At 65.1% G+C, this 23,285-nt stretch carries 22 protein-coding genes; 12 read left to right on the top strand and 10 right to left on the bottom strand.

From position 1 onward, the window contains the following. The 3 genes from AC3A3Q_RS16595 to AC3A3Q_RS16585 form a co-directional block, all read left to right on the top strand. Positions 1–264: hypothetical protein (locus AC3A3Q_RS16595; RefSeq protein ID WP_487587275.1), on the top strand; the 264-nt coding region annotated here is incomplete at its 5' end. Between the two features lie 318 nt (positions 265–582). After that, positions 583–849, top strand: coding sequence for a hypothetical protein (locus AC3A3Q_RS16590; RefSeq protein ID WP_487587274.1), 267 nt, complete (start codon positions 583–585; stop codon positions 847–849). A gap of 159 nt (positions 850–1,008) precedes the next feature. Continuing rightward, positions 1,009–1,686 carry a hypothetical protein gene (locus tag AC3A3Q_RS16585; protein ID WP_487587283.1) on the top strand — a complete coding sequence of 226 codons (678 nt, stop codon included), beginning with the start codon at positions 1,009–1,011 and terminating at the stop codon, positions 1,684–1,686. Between the two features lie 128 nt (positions 1,687–1,814). On the opposite strand, the gene AC3A3Q_RS16580 is transcribed toward AC3A3Q_RS16585, so the two are convergent. The 3 genes from AC3A3Q_RS16580 to AC3A3Q_RS16570 all read right to left on the bottom strand — a co-directional run bounded on the left by AC3A3Q_RS16580 (position 1,815) and on the right by AC3A3Q_RS16570 (position 4,417). Then, on the bottom strand, positions 1,815–2,351 hold the full coding sequence (locus AC3A3Q_RS16580) for an ester cyclase (RefSeq protein ID WP_487587273.1): 537 nt from the start codon (positions 2,349–2,351) through the stop codon (positions 1,815–1,817). Positions 2,352–2,537: 186 nt separating this feature from the next. After that, complete coding sequence (locus AC3A3Q_RS16575; RefSeq protein ID WP_487587272.1) at positions 2,538–3,299, bottom strand: LytR/AlgR family response regulator transcription factor; 762 nt, start codon at positions 3,297–3,299, stop codon at positions 2,538–2,540. Further along, positions 3,296–4,417 (bottom strand): sensor histidine kinase, encoded by a 1,122-nt coding sequence (locus tag AC3A3Q_RS16570; protein ID WP_487587271.1) that lies wholly within the window; start codon positions 4,415–4,417, stop codon positions 3,296–3,298. The genes AC3A3Q_RS16575 and AC3A3Q_RS16570 overlap by 4 nt, the downstream gene beginning before the upstream one ends. Positions 4,418–4,858: 441 nt before the next feature. On the opposite strand from AC3A3Q_RS16570, the gene AC3A3Q_RS16565 reads away from it, so the two are divergent. The 4 genes from AC3A3Q_RS16565 to AC3A3Q_RS16550 all read left to right on the top strand — a co-directional run bounded on the left by AC3A3Q_RS16565 (position 4,859) and on the right by AC3A3Q_RS16550 (position 9,044). Further along, the gene (locus AC3A3Q_RS16565; protein WP_487587282.1) at positions 4,859–5,872 is read left to right on the top strand and encodes a L,D-transpeptidase family protein; all 1,014 of its coding nucleotides are present in this window, start codon (positions 4,859–4,861) and stop codon (positions 5,870–5,872) included. A gap of 39 nt (positions 5,873–5,911) precedes the next feature. Further along, on the top strand, positions 5,912–6,598 hold the full coding sequence (locus AC3A3Q_RS16560) for a M23 family metallopeptidase (RefSeq protein ID WP_487587281.1): 687 nt from the start codon (positions 5,912–5,914) through the stop codon (positions 6,596–6,598). Between the two features lie 122 nt (positions 6,599–6,720). Beyond that, a complete protein-coding gene (locus AC3A3Q_RS16555; protein WP_487587270.1) occupies positions 6,721–6,960 on the top strand; it encodes a hypothetical protein in 240 nt (79 codons plus the stop codon). A gap of 71 nt (positions 6,961–7,031) precedes the next feature. Next, positions 7,032–9,044: a hybrid sensor histidine kinase/response regulator gene (locus AC3A3Q_RS16550; protein ID WP_487587269.1), complete on the top strand. Its 2,013-nt coding sequence runs from the start codon at positions 7,032–7,034 to the stop codon at positions 9,042–9,044. Positions 9,045–9,091: 47 nt separating this feature from the next. Here the strand turns inward: AC3A3Q_RS16550 and AC3A3Q_RS16545 are convergent, their stop codons facing one another. Further along, on the bottom strand, positions 9,092–10,357 hold the full coding sequence (locus tag AC3A3Q_RS16545; RefSeq protein WP_487587280.1) for a phospholipase D-like domain-containing protein: 1,266 nt from the start codon (positions 10,355–10,357) through the stop codon (positions 9,092–9,094). Between the two features lie 281 nt (positions 10,358–10,638). On the opposite strand from AC3A3Q_RS16545, the gene AC3A3Q_RS16540 reads away from it, so the two are divergent. Then, complete coding sequence (locus AC3A3Q_RS16540; RefSeq protein ID WP_487587268.1) at positions 10,639–11,409, top strand: hypothetical protein; 771 nt, start codon at positions 10,639–10,641, stop codon at positions 11,407–11,409. 156 nt (positions 11,410–11,565) lie between these two features. Beyond that, a complete protein-coding gene (locus tag AC3A3Q_RS16535; protein ID WP_487587267.1) occupies positions 11,566–13,908 on the top strand; it encodes a catalase in 2,343 nt (780 codons plus the stop codon). Here AC3A3Q_RS16535 and AC3A3Q_RS16530 read toward each other — a convergent pair. Then, positions 13,847–14,704 carry a DNA-formamidopyrimidine glycosylase family protein gene (locus tag AC3A3Q_RS16530; protein ID WP_487587266.1) on the bottom strand — a complete coding sequence of 286 codons (858 nt, stop codon included), beginning with the start codon at positions 14,702–14,704 and terminating at the stop codon, positions 13,847–13,849. The two genes, AC3A3Q_RS16535 and AC3A3Q_RS16530, sit on opposite strands and share 62 nt — an antisense overlap. After that, a complete protein-coding gene (locus tag AC3A3Q_RS16525; protein WP_487587265.1) occupies positions 14,697–15,455 on the bottom strand; it encodes a DUF72 domain-containing protein in 759 nt (252 codons plus the stop codon). The genes AC3A3Q_RS16530 and AC3A3Q_RS16525 overlap by 8 nt, the downstream gene beginning before the upstream one ends. A gap of 281 nt (positions 15,456–15,736) precedes the next feature. Here AC3A3Q_RS16525 and AC3A3Q_RS16520 point away from each other — a divergent pair, with 281 nt between their 5' ends. Further along, entirely contained in the window at positions 15,737–17,413 is a 1,677-nt protein-coding gene (locus AC3A3Q_RS16520; protein WP_487587264.1) for an NAD(P)/FAD-dependent oxidoreductase, read from the top strand. Between the two features lie 17 nt (positions 17,414–17,430). Here AC3A3Q_RS16520 and AC3A3Q_RS16515 read toward each other — a convergent pair whose 3' ends face one another. The 3 genes from AC3A3Q_RS16515 to AC3A3Q_RS16505 all read right to left on the bottom strand — a co-directional run bounded on the left by AC3A3Q_RS16515 (position 17,431) and on the right by AC3A3Q_RS16505 (position 19,497). After that, complete coding sequence (locus AC3A3Q_RS16515; RefSeq protein WP_487587263.1) at positions 17,431–18,510, bottom strand: SMP-30/gluconolactonase/LRE family protein; 1,080 nt, start codon at positions 18,508–18,510, stop codon at positions 17,431–17,433. Between the two features lie 84 nt (positions 18,511–18,594). Then, entirely contained in the window at positions 18,595–18,939 is a 345-nt protein-coding gene (locus AC3A3Q_RS16510; protein WP_487587262.1) for a 5-carboxymethyl-2-hydroxymuconate Delta-isomerase, read from the bottom strand. Between the two features lie 63 nt (positions 18,940–19,002). After that, positions 19,003–19,497 carry a lipocalin-like domain-containing protein gene (locus AC3A3Q_RS16505; protein ID WP_487587261.1) on the bottom strand — a complete coding sequence of 165 codons (495 nt, stop codon included), beginning with the start codon at positions 19,495–19,497 and terminating at the stop codon, positions 19,003–19,005. 109 nt (positions 19,498–19,606) lie between these two features. Between AC3A3Q_RS16505 and AC3A3Q_RS16500 the strand changes: the two genes are divergently transcribed. Next, on the top strand, positions 19,607–20,446 hold the full coding sequence (locus AC3A3Q_RS16500; protein WP_487587260.1) for a LysR family transcriptional regulator: 840 nt from the start codon (positions 19,607–19,609) through the stop codon (positions 20,444–20,446). Between the two features lie 33 nt (positions 20,447–20,479). On the opposite strand, the gene AC3A3Q_RS16495 is transcribed toward AC3A3Q_RS16500, so the two are convergent. Continuing rightward, positions 20,480–21,517 carry a glycoside hydrolase family 43 protein gene (locus tag AC3A3Q_RS16495; RefSeq protein WP_487587259.1) on the bottom strand — a complete coding sequence of 346 codons (1,038 nt, stop codon included), beginning with the start codon at positions 21,515–21,517 and terminating at the stop codon, positions 20,480–20,482. Between the two features lie 217 nt (positions 21,518–21,734). On the opposite strand from AC3A3Q_RS16495, the gene AC3A3Q_RS16490 reads away from it, so the two are divergent. Further along, positions 21,735–23,261, top strand: a complete 1,527-nt coding sequence (locus tag AC3A3Q_RS16490; protein WP_487587279.1) for an alpha-N-arabinofuranosidase — start codon at positions 21,735–21,737, stop codon at positions 23,259–23,261. The last annotated feature ends 24 nt before the right edge of the window (positions 23,262–23,285 follow it).

The following is a 23,285-nucleotide window of genomic DNA, read 5'->3' as shown; positions in this document are numbered from 1 at the left end:
ATCGCCGGCGCAGGCCTGATGTATGCGGCGATCGTGCTGACGATCGTTACCGCCTTTGTGTCAGCCCGTCGCGCATTTCGCACTGGCAAGTGGCGCTGGAGAACAGGGCACGGGAGTATTCCTGAACTTCAACTCCGTTACCTTCCGGTGCGACTGCGCTCGGCAATCCGGCGCGCATCACGCTTGTCGATGGAGTTTGAAGACCCGGCACGCGCGCATCCTCCGATGGGATACTGGCGCTCGCGTCCCTGGTTGGGAGCGTGACGTCCCTCACGCTCCCAACGAAAGCCCCGCCAGTCGGGCTTTTCCTTTGGGACAACGCGAGCCTGTCGGCGAGGTCATGGACGATCGTGAAACTGGGGCCGAACCGACGCCCGACCACCGGAAAACACGCGCTTGGCGCTCTGCAGGTCGGGGCGGCAGGCCTGTTTTACGCCCCTATCACATCCGGGACCTGGGGCATTCTCGAAAGCTGCCACTTCTTCACAATCCATCAACGTATTCCAACGTCTACTGAATGCAGGTCATGCCCCCGGCAAAAAGGCCGCTATATTGCGGTACCCCAGACGAAGGAGGATTGGCATGTTTCTGACCAAACAAAAGCGAGTGATGGTGCGTACCCTCGGTGTGGCGATCGTTGCACTGAGCCTTGGCGCATGCGCCACCTATGATGACGAGTTTGCCGGGATCAACTCACGCCTCGACCAGCTCGACACGAAGGTGCAGAACGCGGCCCAGAGTGCCGAATCTGCCAATCAGTCCGCGCAGCAGGCCAACCAGCGGTTGGATGCAATGGAAAGCCGCGTCCAGGCACTCGAAGCGGCACCGAGCCGCAAGCCGCGCGGTTAGTCGCTTTTGCACCATTCGCGACGAGCGGTTTGAACCGGGACCCGGTGGCCTTTGCTGGCCACCGGTCTCCTTGATCTACACCCAGTACTCGTTTTAAGGAATCGTCCCATCCGTACGTGCACACACCCTGTGATCAGGGCCGTTTCTGTTTCGCTGGCGCTGGCGTTGGCATTCACGAGCTTCGGCGTTGCCAGCGCCGAAGAAGCCGCCGCGCAACCAGCCGCTGCCGTCGACCTGCTTCCGCCAAGCCAAGAGGTATCCGGCACGGTGATTGAGCTCGCGGGTTGGGTTGTCTCATCCAATGACAACCTGGGCTATCCCTTCGCGGTCATAGACAAGGCCGCCGCACAGATCCTGGTTTTCGGTGGTGACGGCCGGCTTCGCGGCGCGGCACCTGGGCTCTTTGGCTCGGCGACCGGCGACCATACCGCCCCCGGCGTCGCCGGTCTGGCGCTTCGCGAGATTCCCGGCCGGGATCGCACTACGCCCGCTGGTCGCTATGTGGGCGGTTTCGGTCCGTCAATCGACGCAGGGCGCGTACTGTGGGTGGACTACGATTCCGCGGTTTCCATCCACCCCACCGCTACGGGCGTCCCGGCCGAGAAACGCGTCGAACGCCTTGCATCGCCTACGCCGGACGACAACCGCATCACTCACGGCTGCATCAATGTCGCGCCCGAGTTTTACGAGCAGATCATCCGTTCGACGTTCGAGAAGGGCGGGGTGTTCTACATCTTGCCGGATGCGGATTCGATAGAGGATACCTTCCCGGAGTTCGCGCAAAGTCGCGCGACTACCCAACGCAACGATGGAAAGCGCGCTCGGCACGCCCGCTAGTGAAGTGCGCGTCGGAGTGATGCCTGTGTTGCGGCCTCTGACGCACAAACGCCAACATCACCCGACTGGCCAGGATCGCATCCGACGCAGATCAACTCGTCGGATGCGCGGGTCAGCGTGGGCTCGGGTCAGGGCGCACCAGCCGGAGAGCGTACGTTGGTCGCCGGTGTCGCCATCATGCCGAGTTGCTTCATCAAACCGAACGAATCGGCGCATGTCCATTCTTCAGCGATGCGTCCGTCGGCCATCCGGAACAGCGTCGTACCCGTGATCTGCACTGCGCGACCGGTGGCCGGAATGCCATTGCCGGTGCCCGTGTTGGTCCCGCGCGCGGTCCAGCGCACCGCCACCAGATCCTGCTCGGCAACCTGCTTGTCGACCGTGACCTTCAGGTCCGGAAATGCTTCTCGCCATCCCCTGGCTTCGGCCATGCCATTGGCATGGGTGAAGGTTGTCCTGCCCCCGTGGCCAACGAAGTCCGCACTGTATGGCACTTCGAATCGGCCCTGACTGAGCCCTTCTTCGTACACCTTGCGGGTGATCGATTTGTTGAGCTCCACAGACTCGGCGCGAACGCCGTCGTACGCATTGGCTCCCGGCAGGATTCCGCCCGAGAGAACGACGATTGTTGCTACCGCGGACAGCAGGATGCTGCACTTGTTCATGGCCATCTCCGATACGCAGAAGTGCGTGCTGCGGATGATGGATAAACGCGCGGCCGCTCGCGTCCCCTTGGTGTCAGGCGGACGCGGCTGCGGGAGGAGTGGACGCTGCGCAGTGACGGGAGAGGGTCGTCAATCGGCGCAGAAGCGTTCTTCGCGCAGGCAAGTGCCCTGAGCAGACGACAATGCTCAACGAAGCAACCCGTCGAGCGCCGACCGATAGCGCCGGCTGCCGTTCACCTGTGCGCCATTCTTCAGCAGAACGACGAAGTCGCCATTGAACAATGGCTGCACTTCGCGAATCTGGGCAATGCTGACGATTGCCGCCCGCGACACCCGGATGAAGCGTTGCGGGTCCAGGCGTGACTCGAGGCTGGCCATCGTCTCGCGCAGCAGGTGCTGTTTCGAGCCAGTGTGGATCTCGGCGTAGTTTCCTGCGGCGACGATGCGGTCGACCTCGTCGATGTCGAGCAAACGGACGCGACCACCAGAGCGGATTGCCAGGCGCGTAGGGTAGCGCTGCTGTTCTCCCCGATCGATCGACTTCAAGGCCTCCGAAACGCGGCGGACGAAGCCGTCATCGGGATGGGCCAGATGGGTGCGGGCGCGCTGCAGCGCGCGGCGAAAGCGTTCCGGATCGATCGGCTTGAGCACGTAGTCGATTGCCTGCGCATCGAACGCTCGCACGGCGTGTTGATCGAATGCGGTCACGAACACGACCGCAGGCATGCGGTTCTCCCCGATGGCTTCAATGACGGCGAACCCGTCGAGTTCCGGCATCTGCACATCGAGGAAGACGAGGTCGGGCGAAAGCGTGCTGATCGCCGAGATTGCAGCTTCTCCGTCACCGCACTCCTCGACGACCTCGATGTCCGGCTCCTGCCGCAGCAGCCGCAGTATCCCGCGGCGGGCGACCGGTTCATCGTCGACGATCAGTGCACGGATGGTCATGGGGCAGTGCGCCAAGGCAGTTCGATCCGGGCGATGACGCCGCCGTCATCGGAATTTCGCACGTCCAGGCGTTGCCTGTCCGCATACAGCAGGCGCAACCGCGCCCTGGTGTTCGCCAAGCCGACGCGTTCGGTTCTCGCCGGGGGCAGGCCCCGGCCGTCGTCGACAACGCACAGCAGAAGGAGGTCGCCCTGTCGGTCCGCTTTGATCTCCACTCGCCCCGGTCCGGAACGAGTGGCCAGTCCATGGCGCAGCGCGTTCTCGACCAGGGGCTGGAGGATCAGGTTCGGAACCCGTGCTGCGAGAAGCTGGTCAGGAATGAGGATCCGGTAGCTCAGACGTCCGCCGAAGCGGGCCTGCTCGATCTCGAGATAGCTCTCTAGTAAACCGATCTCCTCGCCCAGCGTCACCTCATGCGCGTCGGTGCTGTCCAGCGAGCGGCGCAGCAACGTGCTTAGCTGCAGGAGGATGCGATTGGCTGAGTCGACGTTCTCGTGCATCAGCACCGAGATCGTGTTGAGGGCGTTGAAAAGGAAGTGTGGCTGCAGCTGGGCGCGCAATGCCTGCAGGCGTGCATCGGCCAGCTGTGCTTCGAGGCGAAGCTGCCGACGATCCCTTTCCCGGGCGGTCCGCACGAGGCGCTCTGTATGTGCCGCGGCGACGATCAGCCAATACACCGGTAGGTTCAGCAGAAGCGTCGTGCCAAGCAGCCGGCTGAAGGTGCCCAGCCAGGTGGGTTCGACCTGGGTCGCACCGATGATTGGCGCCGCCAGCGCGAAGAGCGCCAGGTTGACCAGGGCGCAGATCACTGAAGCGGCGCCGTGCACCGCAAGCGCTGGAAGGACGCGTGGTCGCTGGAGCGGGAACCGCGCCTCGAGCCTCAGCGCGACCGGTGTCAGGGCGGCCCAGACCGCGGCCCAGACGAGCCAGATGAGACTGGCACGTGCCCAAGCCAACGGTTCACCGCGAACCTGTGCGGCAAACCAGGCCTGCCCGGCGAACAGCATCGCGACCAGCGTCCACGCTGCCAGAATGGCGATGCCCCGGCGGCCGATTGCGAACCCGGGCTTCGCCACCGGTGGCGCTTCTTGCTGCTCTTCTCCAGCGAGCTGTGCCATCGGCAGGGCTGCGTCCAGTCGCCGACCCCGTCGCCGGCCTTGGCAGCATACCCAATGCCTCATGAGCCCGCGCGAGCGGCGCACATTGCTTCCTCGGCAGTCCTCCGGCCTGCCGCCATCCGCAAGAGAGTGGTAGCGGTGGCCTCTATGGCTCGCCCCGTCGCAATAGCGAACAGGTGGATAGTGCAGCACTTCATGATCAGCTCCCGCGATGCGTGGTGACATCATCCATTGGTCGCCGGTTCCCGCGGCACGGGGAGTGATGAATGGTGGCCACAGTGGGGTGAGTGGAGGCTGCAGCCAAGCGTCCATGCGTCGGAAGATCTGACTGACCAATCCGCCGATCATCCGCAGCGTGATGCGGCCGTGACGCCCGAGCTTCAGCCGTCGGACAGTCTGGGCGCACTGTTTTCACATCACCGGCGAGAGCCGCCACGCAGCATGCAGGCCAGTCCCTCCGTCTGGTCTCCCATGAAATCCATCCTGCGATCCGCGGTGCTGTCTGCTCTCATCGTGCCCTTGTTCTCTTTCGCACAGAACGCGCCCTCGCAGGCCCCAGCGCTGCTGCGCGCCCAGGAGCCATCCCCGATTCAAGGCGATCCCAAGGACGACGCCAATGCTCCTGCCTGGCTGCGCGTGCAGATCCTGCTCGATCGCATGCAGTTCGTCCCGGGTGAAATCGACGCGAGATGGGGCAGCAATACCGAGCGCGCGATCGCGGCGTTCCAGCGCAGCCGCAACCTGGAAGCCAGTGGTGCTCTCGATGAGGCCACGTGGCAGGCGCTCAACACCGACACCGTGCCAGTACTGGTGGAGTACCGCCTCACGGCCGAGGACGTCGCCGGTCCCTACAGCGCGCTCCCGGACGACATGATGGCCAAGGCGGCGCTGCCGAGACTGGGTTTCGCCTCGCTGGCCGAAGCGTTGGGCGAGCGCTTCCATTCCAGTCCGGCGCTGCTGAAGGCGCTCAATCCCGACGCGGATCTCGCCCGCGAAGGCACGGCATTGTGGGTGCCGAACGTACAGGCGTCCGCGCCGGCAAAAGCGGCCTCGGTGGTGGTCGACAAGTCGGATGCATCGGTGCTGCTCATGGACGGGCAAGGGCGCGTGTACGCGCGTTATCCTGCGTCCACAGGCAGCGAGCACGACCCGTTGCCGATCGGCAAATGGACGATCAAGGGCGTCGCCCGCGATCCGCATTTCCAGTACAACCCGGAACTGTTCTGGGATGCCGATCCGGCGCATAAGGGTGCCAAGATCGCGCCCGGTCCGAACAATCCGGTCGGCGTGGTGTGGGTGGACCTCAGCAAGGACCACTATGGCATTCACGGCACGCCGGAGCCCGGCATGGTGGGAAAGACCGAATCGCACGGTTGCATCCGCATGACCAACTGGAATGCTGCTGCGCTGGCGAATGCGGTGGCGCCAGGAACGCCTGCGCTGTTGCAGCAATGAGGCGCTGATCCGATGGAGCTGCAGATGCCGCGAACCGTTCTGGTGTTTCTTCTGATCGTGCTGGCAGGTGCGAACGTGGGTCTGTACCGGTACTGGCACGGGCGACCGGCGCAAGCGGCCGCCGGATCTCCCTTGCCGGCGCCCGCCGGGACGCCCGTCAGAGCCCTGGCGGCAACCGGCGCAGCAGCACCGGCATCGACACCGACAAAGGCCGAAGGGCCGTCCGATACCGTGCCAGCCAGTCCCGCGCCTCGACCTGCCGCGACGACGCAGGCCAGGACTGGCGATGCCGGCAGCGGGCTCATTGTCCCCGTGCAAGGGGTTGCTGCCGCGGAACTGCATGACACTTTCAGCGACGCCCGGGCGGCCGGCCGCGTGCACGAAGCAATAGACATCATGGCTCCGCGCGGGACCCCGGTGCTCGCGGTGGCCGACGGCACGGTCGAGAAGCTGTTCACCAGTGTTCCAGGTGGCCTCACCATCTACCAGTTCGAACCCAGCGGCCGCTATGCCTACTACTACGCGCACCTGGATCGCTACGCAGAAGGACTGAACGAGCATGGGGCGATCCGGCGCGGCGACGTGATCGGCTACGTTGGCAGCACCGGTAACGCCGACCCGTCCGCGCCGCACCTGCATTTCGCCATCTTCGAGCTCGGCCCGGAACGGCAGTGGTGGAAAGGCACAGCGATCAATCCTTATCCGGTGCTCAAGGGCGATCAATAGACCGGTACCCGTGGTTCAGGTGTTCACGCACCCTTGGCACGCGTCCGCACAATCTCAGACTGCGGCGCGCCACCAAGGCAACGTCCGGCTGGTTGCCTGTTCCGGGGACATGAGGATTGACCGTGCAAAACGAAGTGCTGCTGGAAGAAGGGACGGTTTTCGCGAAAGACATTGACGGGGTCGACCACGTGCTCAGGATCGGCGCCCGGATTGGCGGGATCATGTTTGCCGACACCGAGTACTTCTATGACCTCAGGTCGAAGTACTCCGCTGCAGAGCTCGCATGGATGGAAAACCGGTTCATCGCGCACCACAGGCGCCTGCTGGCCGAACTCGCCGGAATGTCGCAGAAGTCGCGCTGAGCACTTGCAGAAGCCCGCAGCAGGGGAAATGCTGTTGTAGCCTAGTCAGCCGACGACTCGACCAGCCCCCCATGGACACGCGCGATCTGAACCGCGTATTCGAGAGCCTGCAGGGCGACTCGGCCCTGCTGCGGGCGGTCCCTGGCTTTCCGGTGGTCGCCATCACGCGGACACCGCGAGCCGTCTCGGCTGACCCGGGCAATGCTTTGGGTCGCCCGTACTTCGAATCGTTTCCCGATTCGCCGCAGGCAGCGGGAAGCGTGGCGACGCTGATCGCTTCGTTCGAGCGCGTGATCCGCTCCCGTTCGATCGACCACCATAGGCAGCCACTCGGGGAGGTTGATCCTTCCACCGGCCAGTTCGTCGAGCGCTACCGGTCTTCGATCAACAGCCCGATCCTCGATGACGCCGGGGAGGTGGAATTCATCCTCCACCAGATCGAGCGCCATGATGCCGACGGCGTGGTGACCGGGCGCGGTCACGAATCAATCGCCGTCCTTGACGCGCGTCGCGTCGAGCAGGACCGTGACCGCCTGGCTGCGCAGTCCGAGCACCAGCGCCGCATCTACGAGACCGCGCTCAACAACACGCCGGACTTCGTCTACATCTTCGGCACCGACCTGCGCGCCATCTACGCCAACGACTCGCTGCGCAAGGTCTGGGGTGTCGAGGACGTGCGCGGAAAAGTGTGGATGGAGCTGGGCTATGAGCAGTGGCACGCCGACATGCACGATCGCGAACTGGCGCAGGTGATCGCCACCAAGGCACCGATCCGTGGCGAGATCCCCTTCACCGGCACCAACGGACGCCGCATCTACGACTACATCTTCGCGCCCGTCCTGGATGCGGCCGGCGACGTCGTCGCCGTGGCGGGAACGACCCGCGATGTCACCGATCGCCAGGCCGCCGAGCAGATCGTGCGCGAACACGCCGAGCGCCTGGCGGAGACGGATCGCGCAAAGGACGAGTTCCTGGCGACGCTGTCCCACGAGCTGCGCAATCCGCTCGCGCCGCTGCGCAACGGGATCCAGATCCTGCGCCACACCACCAGCGCCGACAGCCCGCACGTGCATATCCATGCGGTCCTGGAGCGACAGGTCGACCATCTGGTGCGGCTCGTCGACGACCTGATGGATGTGTCCCGCATCACGCGCGGCCACGTGTCGTTGCAATCCGAGCCGGTCGAGCTCAGCGCGGTGGTGGAGAGCGCGGTGGAAGCGGTGCGACCGGAAATCGACGCCGGCCGGAATCGGTTGTTGATCGAACTGCCGCCGTCCCCGCTGGTACTCAACGGCGATCGCGTACGCCTGGCGCAGATCCTGACGAACCTGCTGAACAATGCCGCGAAGTACTCCGAGACTGGCGGCGACATCGTGCTGCGCGGTCTCGTGGACGGAGGCACGTTGCTGCTTTGCGTGAGCGACGACGGCATGGGCATGGAGACTTCGGAAATCCCGCACCTGTTCGAGATGTTCACCCGCGGAGGCCAAGCCCGCTCATCCCACCAGGAGGGACTCGGGATTGGTCTCGCACTGTCCCGCCGCCTGGCGGCCCTGCATGGGGGCTCGCTGGATGGAGCCAGCGGTGGTCCGGGCAAGGGCAGCATCTTCACCCTTCGATTGCCGTTGTCCGGCAATGCCGGGGACGCACTGGCCAGCTCGGGGCAGGGCGGGGCGCCCATCCGCCTCGGTCTTCGCCTGCTGCTTGCCGATGACGATATCGATGCCGGCGACAGCCTTGCCGAAGTGCTGCGTCTGTCGGGCGCCGAAGTGCATGTCGTAGACAACGGTGTCGACGCCATGGACCAGTTCGACAGCGTTGATCCGGATGTCGTGATTCTGGATATCGGCATGCCGCGCATGACGGGCTACGACGTTGCCCGCGCCCTCAGGGGCCGGGGCGTGAATGTGCCGCTGATCGCATTGACCGGCTGGGGCCAGCCCGCCGACCGCGAGCGCGCGTTTGCGGCGGGGTTCGATCACCATCTGGTGAAGCCGATCGCCATCTCCGTTCTCGTCAGTCTGCTGGCGTCGCTGGAGGCGTCGGCGAAGCGTTCCAGTGGTCGTTCGCAAGCGCAGGGCTGAGGTGAACGCGCCGGTTCGCGCAGGCTGATCGGCAGGTCGATCGCGAGCTACAACTGCGACCGCAGCGGAATCACGAACTTCTCCAGAAGCTTCTCCTTCCACGGGCGATGGGTCCATTGCTCGAGGGTATAGGGTGTCGAGTGCGCCAGGTCGTCCTCGAACACACCGGTCATTTCCTTGGCGAATGCCGGGTCATAGACGTTGAGGCTCGCCTCGTCGTTGAGCTGGAACGAGCGGCCGTCGAAGTTGGTCGATCCCACCGACACCAGGTGCGTGTCGATGATCAGCAACTTCACATGCATCATGGTGGGCTGGTATTCCCAGATCTGCACGCCGCGACTGAGGAGGACGCCCCATTGCGCCTTGGACGCTAGGCGGACCGCATCTGAATCAATGTGCGGGCCTGGCACCAGGATGCGAACACGCACGCCACGGTCCCGGGCCTGGATCAAGGCACGCTGGGTCAGTTCGTCGGGAACGAAGTACGCGGCAGCCAGGTCGATTGACTGCGTGGCGGCCGCAATCGACAGCAGGTACATCAGGTGCATGCTTTCGCTGCCACCGGCTGGTGAGCTGACGAAGACCTGCGCATCCACGTCGCCGTCGCGGTCCACCTCCGGGTAATAGGGCGCGCCGTTGAGCACGTGCCCGGTCATCTTGATCCAGTTGTCGCTGAAGGCCGCCTGCATCTGTGCCGCGGCCGGGCCGTCGATCTGGAAATGGCTGTCGCGCCAATGCTTCGGGTCCTGCGCGTGACCCTGCCACTGGTCGGCAATGCCGACTCCGCCGGTAAATGCGGTGCGTCCGTCGATCACCAGGATCTTGCGGTGGGTGCGGTGGTTGATTCGGTCCAGGCTGTACCAGCTGAGCGGGCGGTACCGCTCCACGTGCACTCCGGCCTTCTTCATCTTCTCGACGCTGGCCTCGTCCATCTTGGCGCTGCCCAGCCAGTCCAGCGTCACGTTGACCTTGACGCCCGCCCGTGCGCGCCGGGCGAGTGCGTCGCTGAACTCCCGGCCGACGTCGCCGGACCAGTAGATGTAGGTTTCGAAGGTGATGGTTTCGCGCGCGTTCTCGATCGCGCGCAACATCGCCGGAAAGATCTGGTCACCATCGCGCAGGTGGACGATCCGGTTGCCGGGGACCACCGTGGGGCCCAGCATCACGCCCATCTCCCGACGAAACTGCGGGTCGCTCACGGCGTAACGGTGCTGCACGACCCGCTGCACCCGCTTCTCCGAGCCGGTGAGGTTGGTGAAGATGATGACCGCGGCCAGGGTTGCTACTACGGTCAGGACGATGGTGGCCAGCATGTGTTCGCGTATCCAGTGGGTCATGGCGCCGACGCTCGCAGGGGAGGGCAAGCCGGAACCTGCAGCGAGAACGCTGGGTGGGCCGGGGCTCGACTCCGTGCATGGATAGCGGACGGAGAGTGTAGGTGGCGTCACCCGACGCCCCGACAGACCGATCCGCCCCTCAAGGGGGAAAAGATAAGCCGGGCTTGTTCAGCACTCGTTCTCTTTCACGGGGGGTTGCCCACAGCGTGCTCACTGCCGGCGGACAGCAGTCGTCGCTCCCCAGTCGGAGCAAGCGCATGAACACGCAGCGTGACAAGGACCTCAATCGCGATCCCATCAGCGGTACTCCCGGATCGCATCCGGTCGGCGTAGGCGTGGGCGGTGTAGGCGGCGCCGTCGGTGGCGCGGTCATTGGCGCAATCGGTGGCCCCATCGGCATGTTGATCGGTGGTGGCGTCGGCGCGATCGCCGGTGCGCTGGCGGGCAAGGCCGTTGCCGAGCAGCTCGATCCCACGCTGGAGAACGAGTATTGGAGCACGCAGTACAAGACGCGCCCCTATTACGACCCGCAGTACGACTACCAGAGTGACTATGGCCCGGCATTCGCCCTTGGCGCGACGACACGCTCGCAGCTGAGCGATCGGGCTTGGGACGAATCGCTCGAGGACGACCTGCGGCAGCGCTGGAACGAAGCGAGGGGAAGCTCCAGGCTCGACTGGGAGACCGCTCAAGGGCCAGTCAGGGATGCGTGGGAGCGCAGCGACCGCACGCATCGTGCGTTCAGCGAGGCCGATCAGTACTACGGCGCGCAGTTCGACCAGGCGCCGTACCGGGTGTCCGGCGCTTCGTTCGACGACTATCGCCCGGCCTACCGCTTCGGAACTGCCGCGCGTACCCACTACCCGGATCAACAGTGGGACGAAGCCGAGCCGAAGCTGGAACGGCAATGGAACGCCATCAAAGGCGATTCGCGCCTGACATGGAACGACGCCAAGGCCGCGGTCAAGGACGCCTGGCATAACGTCGAGCGTGCACTGCCCGGCGACGCCGATCGCGACGGGCGCTGAGCCGCGCCACGCGCACAAGTCGTAGTCACGGTTGGGCGGGCAGCGGTCATTCGTGCTCGTCCAACTCTCGACGTTCAGTTACGCGCCCTTCAAATCACGGGTCTGTCATAGCGGCGCCTCTACTGTTTTCGCCTGCCTCTGTCATGGACCGCCACAATGGCTACGCGAAAAGACACATCCCGTTCGGGCCGGACCAAGGGCAAGGTGCCGGCGCCAGTCAGGCCGATGGCGGAGCAGGCACGTGAAGTCGAAGACATCGCGTCGCTGATGCCGTTCAACGAGAACAAGGCCGCCGAGTACACGCGCGAGGGCGCACTGGATCCGCCGGAGGGCACGGTGGTCACGCCGCCTTCGGAACTGGCCGGCGCGAGCACCGTGTCGGAAAACCAGGCAAACGCGAAGGCCGGATCGCCTCCTGCGCCAGGCGCCAATCCGACCGTAGCGTCCTTGGATCGCGTGAGGATCGATGCGAGCGGCCAGGTCCTGACCACCAACCAGGGCGTCCCGGTAGCGGACAACCAGAACTCGCTGAAGGCGGGAGTGCGCGGACCGGCGCTGCTGAAGGACTTCATCCTTCGGGAAAAGATCACGCACTTCGACCATGAGCGCATCCCTGAGCGGATCGTGCACGCACGCGGTTCGGGCGCGCATGGCTTCTTCGAATGCTACGAGCCGCTGGTCGACGTCACGCGCGCTTCGCTGTTCCAGGACGTGGGCAAGCGGACACCGGTCTTCGTGCGGTTCTCGACGGTGGCCGGCGAGCGCGGATCCAAGGACACGGCGCGCGACGTTCGCGGCTTCGCGGTGAAGTTCTACACCGACGAAGGCAACTGGGACCTGGTGGGCAACAACATCCCGGTCTTCTTCATCCAGGACGCCATGAAGTTCCCCGACCTGGTGCACGCCGTGAAGCCCGAGCCTCACCACGGCATGCCACAGGCGGCCTCGGCGCACGACACCTTCTGGGACTTCGTGTCGCTGATGCCCGAATCCACCCACATGCTGCTGTGGGTGATGTCGGACCGGGCGATTCCGCGCAGCTTCCGCACCATGCAGGGGTTTGGCGTCCACACGTTCCGTTTCGTCAACGACGACGGCGATTCGACCTTCGTGAAGTTCCACTGGAATCCGAAACAGGGCACGCACTCGCAGGTTTGGGACGAGGCGGTCAAGGTGTCGGGAGCCGATCCGGATTTCCATCGGCGCGACCTGTGGGAAGCCATCGAAGCCGGCGACTTCCCGGAATGGGAGCTCGGCGTGCAGCTGTTCTCGGAAGAACAGGCCGACGCGTTCTCATTCGACGTGCTCGATGCCACCAAGATCATTCCCGAGGAACTCGTGCCGGTGCAGCCGGTCGGCCGCCTGGTGCTGGATCGCAATCCGGACAACTTCTTCGCGGAAACCGAACAGGTCGCTTTCTGCACCGCGCACGTGGTGCCTGGCATCGACTTCAGCAATGATCCCCTGCTGGCTGGACGGATCCACTCGTACGTGGACACTCAACTGACGCGCCTGGGTGGACCGAACTTCCACGAGATCCCGATCAACGCACCGATAAGCCCGGTGCACAACAACCAGCGCGATGGCATGCATCGCCAGGGGATTCATCGCGGCAAGGTGGCCTATGAGCCCAACTCGCTGGCGGGCGGCTGTCCGTACCAGGCCGGCAGCGCGGGTTTCGTATCGTTCCCCGAGCCGATCCAGGCCGATGAGGTCCGCGGCAAGCCGGAGAAGTTCGCCGAGCACTTCAACCAGGCTGCCTTGTTCTTCAACAGCCAGACGCCTGCCGAGCAGGCCCACATCGCGGCGGCATTCCGATTCGAGCTGTCCAAGGTGTCGGTACCCGCAGTCAGGCGGCGTGTAGTGTCGATGCTGCGCAACGTGTCGGAGGAGCTGGCGGGCAAGGTCGCCGACGGCCTCGGGATGCCGTTGCCCGATCCGATGCCGCGTGCGATCGAGCCGCCGACGCCGGAGATCGAGCAGTCGCCGACATTGTCGCTGACCGCCCGGCCCGGACAGGTCGGCGTTCGTAGTCGCAAAGTCGCCATCCTGGTCGCGCCGGGTGTCGATGCCGGGCAAGTGGCGCGGTTCCGCGATGCCCTGCTCGAGGCGGGCGCAGTCGTGCGACTCGTTGGGCCTCGCATCGGGCCGCTGGAAGGTTCGAAGGGCGAAGCCCTGGAAGCGGAGTCCTCGCTGGAGAACGAGCCGGCGGTGCTGTTCGACGCCGTGGTCATTCCTGGCGGCGCCGCCCACGTCGAGACGTTGATGAAGGACGGGCGCGCAGCGGAGTTCCTCAAGGACCAGTACCGCCATTGCAAGCCGATTGCAGTAGTGGGCGAAGCGGTCGGGTTCGCCGAGAGCGCGGGCGTGCTTCGCGACGACAGTGATACCGGACTGCTGCTCGAGGAGGACGCCGATTCGCGCGTCGTCGAGGAGTTCATCGCGGCACTTGCGGCGCACCGCCACTTCGTTCGCGAGAAGGACCCGCCGCTGGTTTAGGCGCGGCGCGCGCCTTGGCCTTCTTTGCGGCGGCGGTCTTGCGAGGTGCGCGCTTCGCGGTCTCCTGCGGATAGCGCACCTGGCAGTTCTCGCAGAAGAACGTCCGACGCTTGCGCGTGCCAAGGTGCGCCCTGACCAGGCGCGCGCCGCAGTCCGGGCACACGCCCTTGTTGTGCACCAGCCAGTGCTTGCGCAGGACGAACTGCTTCTTCCACTCCAGGAAATCGAAGCTGTACTGGCGCGCCTGGGTGATCATCTCGGTGAGCTTGCGCGGCGGCAGCGCACCAACTTCGGTCAACGGATGAACGCGGATGCGGAACAGAACTTCGTTCTTGATGATGTTGCCGACGCCGGCGAACACCTCCTGGTCCAGCAACGCATCGCACACCAGGGTGGCTGGCTGCGCTTTGAGCTTCTTGCGCGCCAGTTTCGGGTCCCAGTCCGGGCTCATGACATCCGCGCGCCAGTCGTAGGTCTCGTCCAGGTGGCCTTCGATGTACTTGAGCGACGACGAGTAGACGTTGAACACGCCGTTGTCGAACTGCAGCGACATCCGCGGCGTCGCGGGCTTGGCTTCGTCGATCCGGTACGAGCCGAACATCAGCATGTGCATGCGCAGGCTGAAACTGCGGAACTCGATCAGGAACTGCTTGCCGAAGGTCCTCAGGGCAACCACGCGCCGGCCTTCCATGCGGGTGAGGTCGAGCTTGCTGTTGCCCGTGGCCTTGCGCACGGTCTTGCCGCGGAACTTCGCCGCGGCCTCCTTCAGGATGAGGATGGACGGACCCTCAGGCACGCGCTCGTTTCCTGGACCTTGCCGGCGCTGCCACCAGTTCCTGCAAACGCGCCGCATTGGCAATCGCGAAGTCGTGCGCAGTGTTGTCGAAGATGACCCACGGGGCGATCGGGCCGCGTGCGTAGCTGGCTACCTCGTGCGCCAGCGTGCGCAGCGCTCGTTCCGGGTAGTCGCTGTAGTACATGCGCGGCGATCCGTGCTGGCGCCAGTACGGCAAGCCGGCTCCGGGGTTCGGCCGGTCCGCGGCCTCGACGCGGGCAGGATCGGCGGCCACGCGGCTCACTTCGAACCGATCGAACATGGGCTCGACCTTCTCGTCGAACCAGCTGGCATGGCGCGGTTCAACCACCAGTGGCGCGGCACTGCGGGCCCGGAACACGCGGAAGAACGATGACGCCGTGCGCATGTCCAGCGCCAGGCTCGGTGGCAGCTGGAGCAGGAAGCCGCCGAGCTTCTCGTCCAGTTCGCCGGCTTCGCCCAGGAAGCGATCGAGCGTGGAGCCGCTGCCACGCAGCGCCAGTTCGTGGGAGATCGTCCGCGGGATCTTGACCGAGAAGCGGAAGTGGGGCGGAACCGATGCTGCCCAGCGCGCGTAGGTCTTGCCCTGGTGCGGGCGGTAGAACGACGAGTTGACCTCCACCACCGGGAACCGCGTGGCATACCGTGCGAGCATGCTGTCGCCATCGCCGAATAGCCGGGCGTGCTGGCGTGATATCGACCAACCGGCACAACCGACGCCAACTTGACCCATGCTGCATGCGATCCCGGACTGAGGGGGCAGTCAGTATTCGGACGTCATCGTTAGGCCTTGGCGAAGAAGTCGTCGGAGCCGCGTCATCTGCCTCGCACCCGCCCTCCACCCAGGAAGCACCGACTGGCTGAAACCACAACCCATGGCGGATATGGGTCGCGCGGCCTAAAATTCGCCTGATGCCCCCGGGATGATTTGTCGGGCATCGTGTGCTTCATCCGGCCAATGCGCGTGGCTCGGCCCCCAAGCTACGGCAATGAGCCCGCCATCGGATGCACCTCATGCTCAGACTGACCGACATCAACCTGCCGCTGGACCACTCCGAGGCGGCTCTGCGCGAAGCGATCCTCACGCGACTGGGCATCGCCGACGACGAGCTGACCGGCTACACCGTCGCCAAGCGCAGCTACGACGCGCGCCGGCGCGGCGCGATCGTGCTGATCTACTCGGTCGACGTGGACACCCCGCGTGAGGCCGACATCCTTCGTCGGCTGGAGCTGGATGCCGAGACTGCGCAGTTCGCGCGCGCCGGTGACAGAAGCAAGGTGATGCGCACTCCGGACACGAACTACAAGTTCGTGGCGCACGCGCAGGCGAACCTGTCGCTGCGCCCGCTCGTCATCGGCATGGGACCGTGCGGCCTGTTTGCGGCCCTCGTGCTCGCGCAGATGGGCTTCCGCCCGATCGTGCTGGAGCGCGGCAAGGCCGTGCGCGAGCGCACCAAGGACACCTGGGGTCTTTGGCGCAAGAAGGTGCTGAACCCCGAATCCAATGTGCAGTTCGGCGAAGGCGGGGCGGGCACGTTCTCCGACGGCAAGCTGTGGAGCCAGATCAGCGACCCCAAGCACTACGGGCGCAAGGTCATCGACGAGTTCGTCAAGGCCGGCGCACCGGAAGAGATCGCCTACGTCAGCAAGCCGCACATCGGCACCTTCCGCCTGGTGTCCATGGTCGAGGAGATGCGCGCGACGATCGAATCCCTCGGCGGGGAAATCCGCTTCAGCCAGCGCGTCGACGATCTGCTGATCGAGACCGACAGCGCCGGTACGCGCCACGTGCGCGGCGTGACGCTGCAGGGCGGCGAGCAACTGCGAGCCGACCACGTCGTGCTGGCGCTGGGCCACAGCGCCCGCGACACGTTCGCGATGGTGCATGCGCGTGGCGTCTTCGTCGAAGCCAAGCCATTCTCGATCGGCTTCCGCATCGAGCATCCGCAATCGCTCATTGATACCGCCCGCTTCGGCCCGCAGGCCGGGCATCCGCTGCTCGGCGCGGCCGACTACAAGCTCGTGCACCACTGCCGCAACGGCCGTTCGGTGTACAGCTTCTGCATGTGCCCGGGCGGCACGGTGGTCGCCGCAGCCAGCGAGCCTGGCCGCGTGGTCACCAATGGCATGAGCCAGTACTCGCGCAACGAGCGCAACGCCAATGCGGCGATCGTGTGTGGCATCACACCGGAAGACTACGCCCGCTACGGCGAGGGGCCGCTGGCCGGCATCGAACTGCAGCGGCACTGGGAAGCGCGGGCGTTCGAGCTCGGTGGCGGTGAGTACGAAGCGCCCGGCCAGCTGGTGGGCGATTTCCTGAAGGGTAAAGCGTCGAGTGAGTTCGGCACGGTGCTGCCCTCGTACAAGCCCGGCGTGCGGCTGGGAGATCTCGCGCCGTCGCTGCCCGAGTATGCAATCGATGCGATCCGCGAAGCGCTGCCGGCGTTCGAGAAGCAGATACGCGGTTTCGCAATGCACGACGCGATACTGACCGGCGTGGAAACGCGCACGTCCTCGCCGGTGCGGATCACGCGCGGCGAAGACGGCCACAGCCTGAACACGCGCGGCCTGTTTCCAGCAGGCGAGGGCGCCGGCTATGCGGGCGGCATCCTGTCGGCCGGCGTCGATGGCATCCGCACCGCCGAAGCGGTCGCGCTCGATATCGTTTCGCGCACCAGCCGCGCCGCGTAGCAGTCCTTCGTTGCGACCTACTTCATGGTGGCCGGAATGCGGAAGCGCGCTATCGTCCAGCGCGTGACGTCCTCTTCCCATTCATCGCCTTCGGCCGCGGTGATGGGAAGGGAGAGGTTGATCCCCAGCATCCAGTCACCCTGCACGGCACTGGCGGCTGGAAACAACAGGCCGCGTGGTGCTCCATCGGCGTCGATGCCCTCGAATCTGCCGGCACGCGCGCGCACGCGTCCCTTCTCGTCCAGCGCGACGATGTTGTCGATCTGGTTGGTGGCCACCCACAGCAGCCCGTGGTGGAAGAGGAGTCCGTCGGCGCCATACATGCCTTCCGCCAGCACGGTCACCGGCCCTGCAGGCATGGTCATGCGCAGTACGCGGCCGTCGCCTGCGTTGTTGATGTAGAGGATCCGCTCGTCGGCGCTGAACGCCAGGCCGTTGGCGCCAAACGGCAGCGCGCCCGTCGTGCCAAGCAGCGCATCACGCGAGAACACCTCGACCTGGCACGGCGCGCACTTCGTGGCGTTGGCGATCCGGTAGATCGCGCCCTGGAACGAATCGGAGACGTACAGGTTGCCGGCGCGATCGAACACCATGCCGTTGATGGCGGGCAGGCCGGATGCCCCGTAAGTGATCCGGTCATGGCTGCCGTCGGGATTGTCGATACTGCGTTCGGTGGGCGCCGCGGGCGAAAGCGCAGTGAACGTGGCCACGTCCTCGATCGGTGTGCTCGCGCCGAAGTTGGCCGCAATGCGCTGCAACTTCGATGCGCCGAAGTTGAGCACGTAGACCTGTCCATCACGGAACGCCAGGCCGGTGAGCGGAGTCGCACCGAAGCTTCGCTGAGCGACCACCTTGCCCTGAGCGGAGTACCGCAGCACCTGGTTGTTGCGCGCGGACGCCGGCTCGCGCGCATCGAACGTGCCGACGAAGAACTCGCCGCTGGCCGGATCCACGGTCAGCCCTTCCGGTTGGCGAACCCCTGCCGGCAGCTCGGCGAACCGCTCGACGTCGATCAGGACGGGCCCGCCCGGCGCGGCCACAACCTGCGACGACCAGAGCAGGAACAAGGCGGCAACCCGCCACATCGACCCCTTCATGTTCGCCTCCAGCGCCCAGCCGTGAATGCCCACTTCTGGTCGACAACGGGCATTGCGGCCGGAGGAGGTCAGGCCGGCAGTAAGTCACATCATCGCGCGATTGAAATAGGTCGCCTTCTCGAACTCGGCGACATTCGCGGCGATGCGCGGCAACTGGGGAAACATCGCGGCCAGCTCGGTGACGATGGCCTTCGACAAGGCGGCGCGTTGCTCGACCGTGCGCCCCTCCATGATCCAGGCGAAGGTGTGGATGAAGTCCTCCCCACGACCGCCGACGGAGCTGATCTCGAAGGGGTTCACCCGGACCTTGATGTCCGATTCCTCGAACAGTCCCGAAGCGTTAACCACTCGATGCAGCCGGGCGATGATCGTTTCTTCATCCAGGATCTCCAGGATTGCCCGGGAACAGTCGACTACGAAGTGCGGCATGTTGCCTCCATTGCCTGATGCGTGAATCGGGGGCGCGATTGCCCCCGGACGAGAAGGTCGGGCTCAGTCGAGCCGGTGCCACACAGACACCGGGATGCTGCCGTCCGGCCGTGGCGGCACCTTGTAACGTAGCTCGCTGCCGTCAAAGGTGTACTGGCGCTTCTGGGTCGTGCCTTCCCAGTTCGGAAAGGATGAGCCTTCGATCGAGAAAACCAGCACCGCCGCCCGGCCATCGATCGCCATGGTGCCGTAGTGGGTGCTGCTGCCCATGACTGCGGACTTCAGTTCCTCGGCGCTGCCATCGGCCTTGCTGTCGCTGGCAAAGCGCAGTCGTTCGGACTTGAAGATCTGCAGCGAATACCGCCCTTCGGCATCGACGACGAGCCTGCCCCTGGGCCTCTCACCGTAGTCCCGCACGGTCTCGCCACCCGCCAGGATCTTGTCCGCGGCGACGAGGGTCCAGGTGCCTTGCAGCGGGAAGGCAGGTGCCGGCGCTGGCGCGTCGCGCGCGGCCAGCCCTGCCAGCATTGCGACAAAGGCTCCGGTCAGGGTTTTCATGGCGGTGAGGCCTCGTAGATGAGTTGACGGGCCCAATCGTAGGCCGCTTGCGTGATATGAAGAACGCATCTACAAAGATATCTGGCATTTCAGAATCGAATGACACCAGATGAAAGCGATGGACGTGGATGCGGTGAGGGCCTTCCTGCTGGCGTCCGACCTGCAGAGCTTCACCCGGGCGGCAGACGTGCTGGGCACCACCCAGTCCGCAGTCAGCCTGAAGCTGCGGCGGCTGGAGGATCAACTCGGCCGCCGCCTGCTGGAACGCACGCCGCGGCATGTTCGCCTCTCGGCGGAGGGACTGGCTTTTGTCGGTGTTGCACGCGAGCTGGTGTCGTCCCATGACCGCGCGGCCGCCGCCTTCGAGACCGAACAGCGTCGCCTGGCGATCGGCATCAACCAGCAACTGGTGGGCAGCGAACTCCCGCTCCTGCTTCGGCGGATGCGTGAGCACGACCCGAACCTGCTGGTCGAGATCCGCATCGCCGGCACCAACGAGCTCATGCAAGCCCAGGAACGCGGGGACCTCGACGCGGTGCTGGTGCTGCGCCCTGAGGATCGCGGCAAGCGGGGCAAGATCGTGTTCGCTGAATCCTTCTCATGGTTCGCAGCGGCCGGCTGGGAACCGCGTGCCGGCCAGCCAGTGCCGCTGGCGACGCAAGGCGAATCGTGCCGTGTCCGAATGGAGGCGGTACGCGCGCTCGACCGGGCCGGCGTCGAATGGCGCGAAGTCTTCGTCGGCAAGGGTGCCGCGATCCTGGGGGCTGCCGCGGTCGCCGGCCTCGCGGTGGCGCTGCTGGCGCGACGTGCGGCGCCGCCAGGTACGGTCGACGTCAGCGGGCTGCTGTCGCTGCCGACGATCCGCTCGCAGGACGTGATGCTCTACAGCAACCTCAGTGACCGGAGAACGCGCGATGCATTGCGTGTGCTCACGTTGGCGTTCCAGTGAATGTCGAGTGGGGGCGGTCGCGCTTGACGTGGCCTACCGCGGAGGCGGAACGGATATGCCGGCCTCCGTCTGCACCACCGGCTTGAGGCTCCCGTCTGCGTTGTATTGCAGATACTCGACCGTCACCGCACGCCTGCCGATCGAACCATTCTGGTCACCGATGGCCAGCGCGGCGTTGTGCAGGAACAGATACCAGTTGCCCTTGAACCGGGCGATGCCGGGATGGATGGTGAAGCTGTACTTGCCCGAGCCGCTCAGTTCGCCACGGTAGGTCCACGGCCCCTGGATCGACGGAGCGGTAGCGTAGGACACCTTCTCGTCGCGGTGGGTGGAGCGGTCGAGCGAGGCGTAGGTCAGGTAATACAGCGCGCCACGCTTGTGCAGCCACGGACCTTCCTCGAAGTGGGGTGGTGTGATCTCGGTGATCGGGCCATCGATCTCGATCATGTTGGGCTTGAGCCTGGCGATGTAGCACTGTCGATTGCCCCAGGCGATCCAGGTGGTTCCGTCATCGTCGGTGAACACCGTCGGGTCGATGTCTTCCCAGCTGTGCGTCCCCTTGGGCGTCATCTCGTTGGTGATGAGCGCGGAGCCCTTCGCATCGACGAAAGGACCTGTGGGGCTGTCGGCCACAGCGACCGCGATGGCCTTGCCCGGATGGGTCTCGTCGTGCTCGACCGCGGCATAGAACCAGAACCTGCCATCCTTCTCGATCGCCTGCGAAGCCCAGGCATCGGCCTTCGCCCATTTGAAATCGGCGACTTTCATGATCGGGCCGTGGTCGGTCCATGTCTTCATGTCGGTGGTCGAATAAACCAGCCATTCGCGCATGTTGAACATCTCGTCGCGCTGGGCCTCGTCGTGGCCGACATACAGATACAGCCGGTCGCCAACGACAAGCGGAGCAGGATCGGCGGTGAACTTGTCGCGGATGAGCGGGTTCGCCCCGGGCCGAGTGACCGCCGCCTTCGCATCATCCCGTGCGTTCGCCGGTTCGACAGCCATCCAAAGCAGCGCAGTCGCCAGCGCGAAGCCGGCGAGGGTCGGTAGCGGACGGAAATCAACGTGCACTGTCTTCCTCCAGGAGCGCGGCGTGTGGCATGCGGGGCGACCATGGTCGACTGCTTCGCCGATTGGCTCCCCGACATTCGGACGAAGTCTATACTCGGTTGGCAATCCTGCAGCGACGGCCCGGGGCCAGTTGCCTCGCTGCAAGGGCATCCCACTGACCGCGAGGTAATGCATGTCGAAGGACATTCCGCTGAAGCGTGGCCTGTGCCGGCTGGTGATGGTTGCTGTCCTGTCGCTGAGCTTCGGCGCCATGGCGCAGGAGGCGAACACGGTCCAGGCCACGCTGCGCGTCGACCAGCCCGGGCCGCCCGTGAGCCGCAACATCTTCGGTCAGTTCGCCGAACACCTGGGTTCCGGTGTCTACGGCGGCATCTGGGTGGGCGAGAACTCCCGCATTGCCAACACCAGGGGCTACCGCGACGACGTTGTCGCTGCGCTGCGCAAACTTGAAGTGCCGGTGGTGCGCTGGCCCGGTGGCTGCTTCGCCGACGAATACCACTGGCGCGAAGGCATCGGTCCCCGCGCAAAACGCCCGGTCAAGGTCAACAATCACTGGGGCGGCGTCGAGGAGACCAACGCCTTCGGCACGCACGAGTTCATGGACTTTGCCGAGCTGATCGGCACGCAGGCCTATGTGTCGGGCAACGTCGGCAACGGCACGCCGCAGGAAATGGCCGAGTGGGTGGAGTACATGACCTCCGACACCCGGTCGACGCTGGCGCAGGAACGCCGTGCGAACGGCCGCGACAAGCCATGGCAGGTGCCGTACTTCGGCGTGGGCAACGAGCTGTGGGGTTGCGGCGGCAACATGCGCGCCGAGTACGCGGCCGACCTGCACCGCCGCTACCAGACCTTCGTCAAGGCGCCGGCCGGGCAGAAGATCATGAAGGTCGCCGCCGGTGCCAACGGCGACGACTATCACTGGACCGAAGTGTTCATGCGCGAGGCGCGCAACCACACCGACGCGTTGTCGGTTCACTACTACACGGTCCCCGGCAGTTGGCCGCCCCGGCGTTCGTCGGTGGAGTTCGGCGAAGACGAATGGATCGATACGCTGTCGCGTGCGCTGCACATCGACGAGCTGATTCGCCGCCACATCGAAATCATGGACAAGTACGACCCGGAGAAGAAGGTCGCGCTGTTCGTCGACGAATGGGGCACCTGGTACACCGGCCTGCCGGGAGTCAACCCGGGCTTCCTGCACCAGCAGAACACGCTGCGTGACGCGTTGGTGGCCTCGCTGCACTTCGACATCTTCAGCGACCATGCCGACCGGGTGAAGATGGCGAACATCGCGCAGATGGTCAACGTGCTGCAGGCGATGATCCTCACCCGTGAGGACAAGATGCTGCTGACGCCGACCTACCACGCCTTCGAAATGTACAAGCCGTACATGGATGCCACCCGGTTGCCCCTGGAACTGAAGGCTCCGTTGTATCGTCTGGGCGAATACTCGGTGCCGTCAGTCCATGGCTCGGCCGTGCGCGGCAAGGACGGCAAGGTCTACGTGGCCCTTACCAACCTTGATCCGAACAAACCCGCGCAGGTGACTGCCGGCATTCGCGGCATTGATGCGAAGTCGGTCTCTGGCAGGGTGCTGACCGCGCCATCGATCACCGCGCATAACAGCTTCGAGCAGCCGAACGAGGTCAAGCCGGTGGCGTTCACCGGGGCGAAGCTGGACGAAGGCAACCTGCAGGTCGTGCTGCCACCGAAGTCGGTGGTGATGCTGCAACTGAACTGATGTGCTGCAAGGCGCCTTCGCTTC

The sequence above is a fragment of the Lysobacter sp. Soil_C_59 genome (assembly GCF_057656415.1).
Note: the sequence above shows the minus strand (reverse complement) of the source record. Positions and strands in the feature narration are given on the sequence as shown.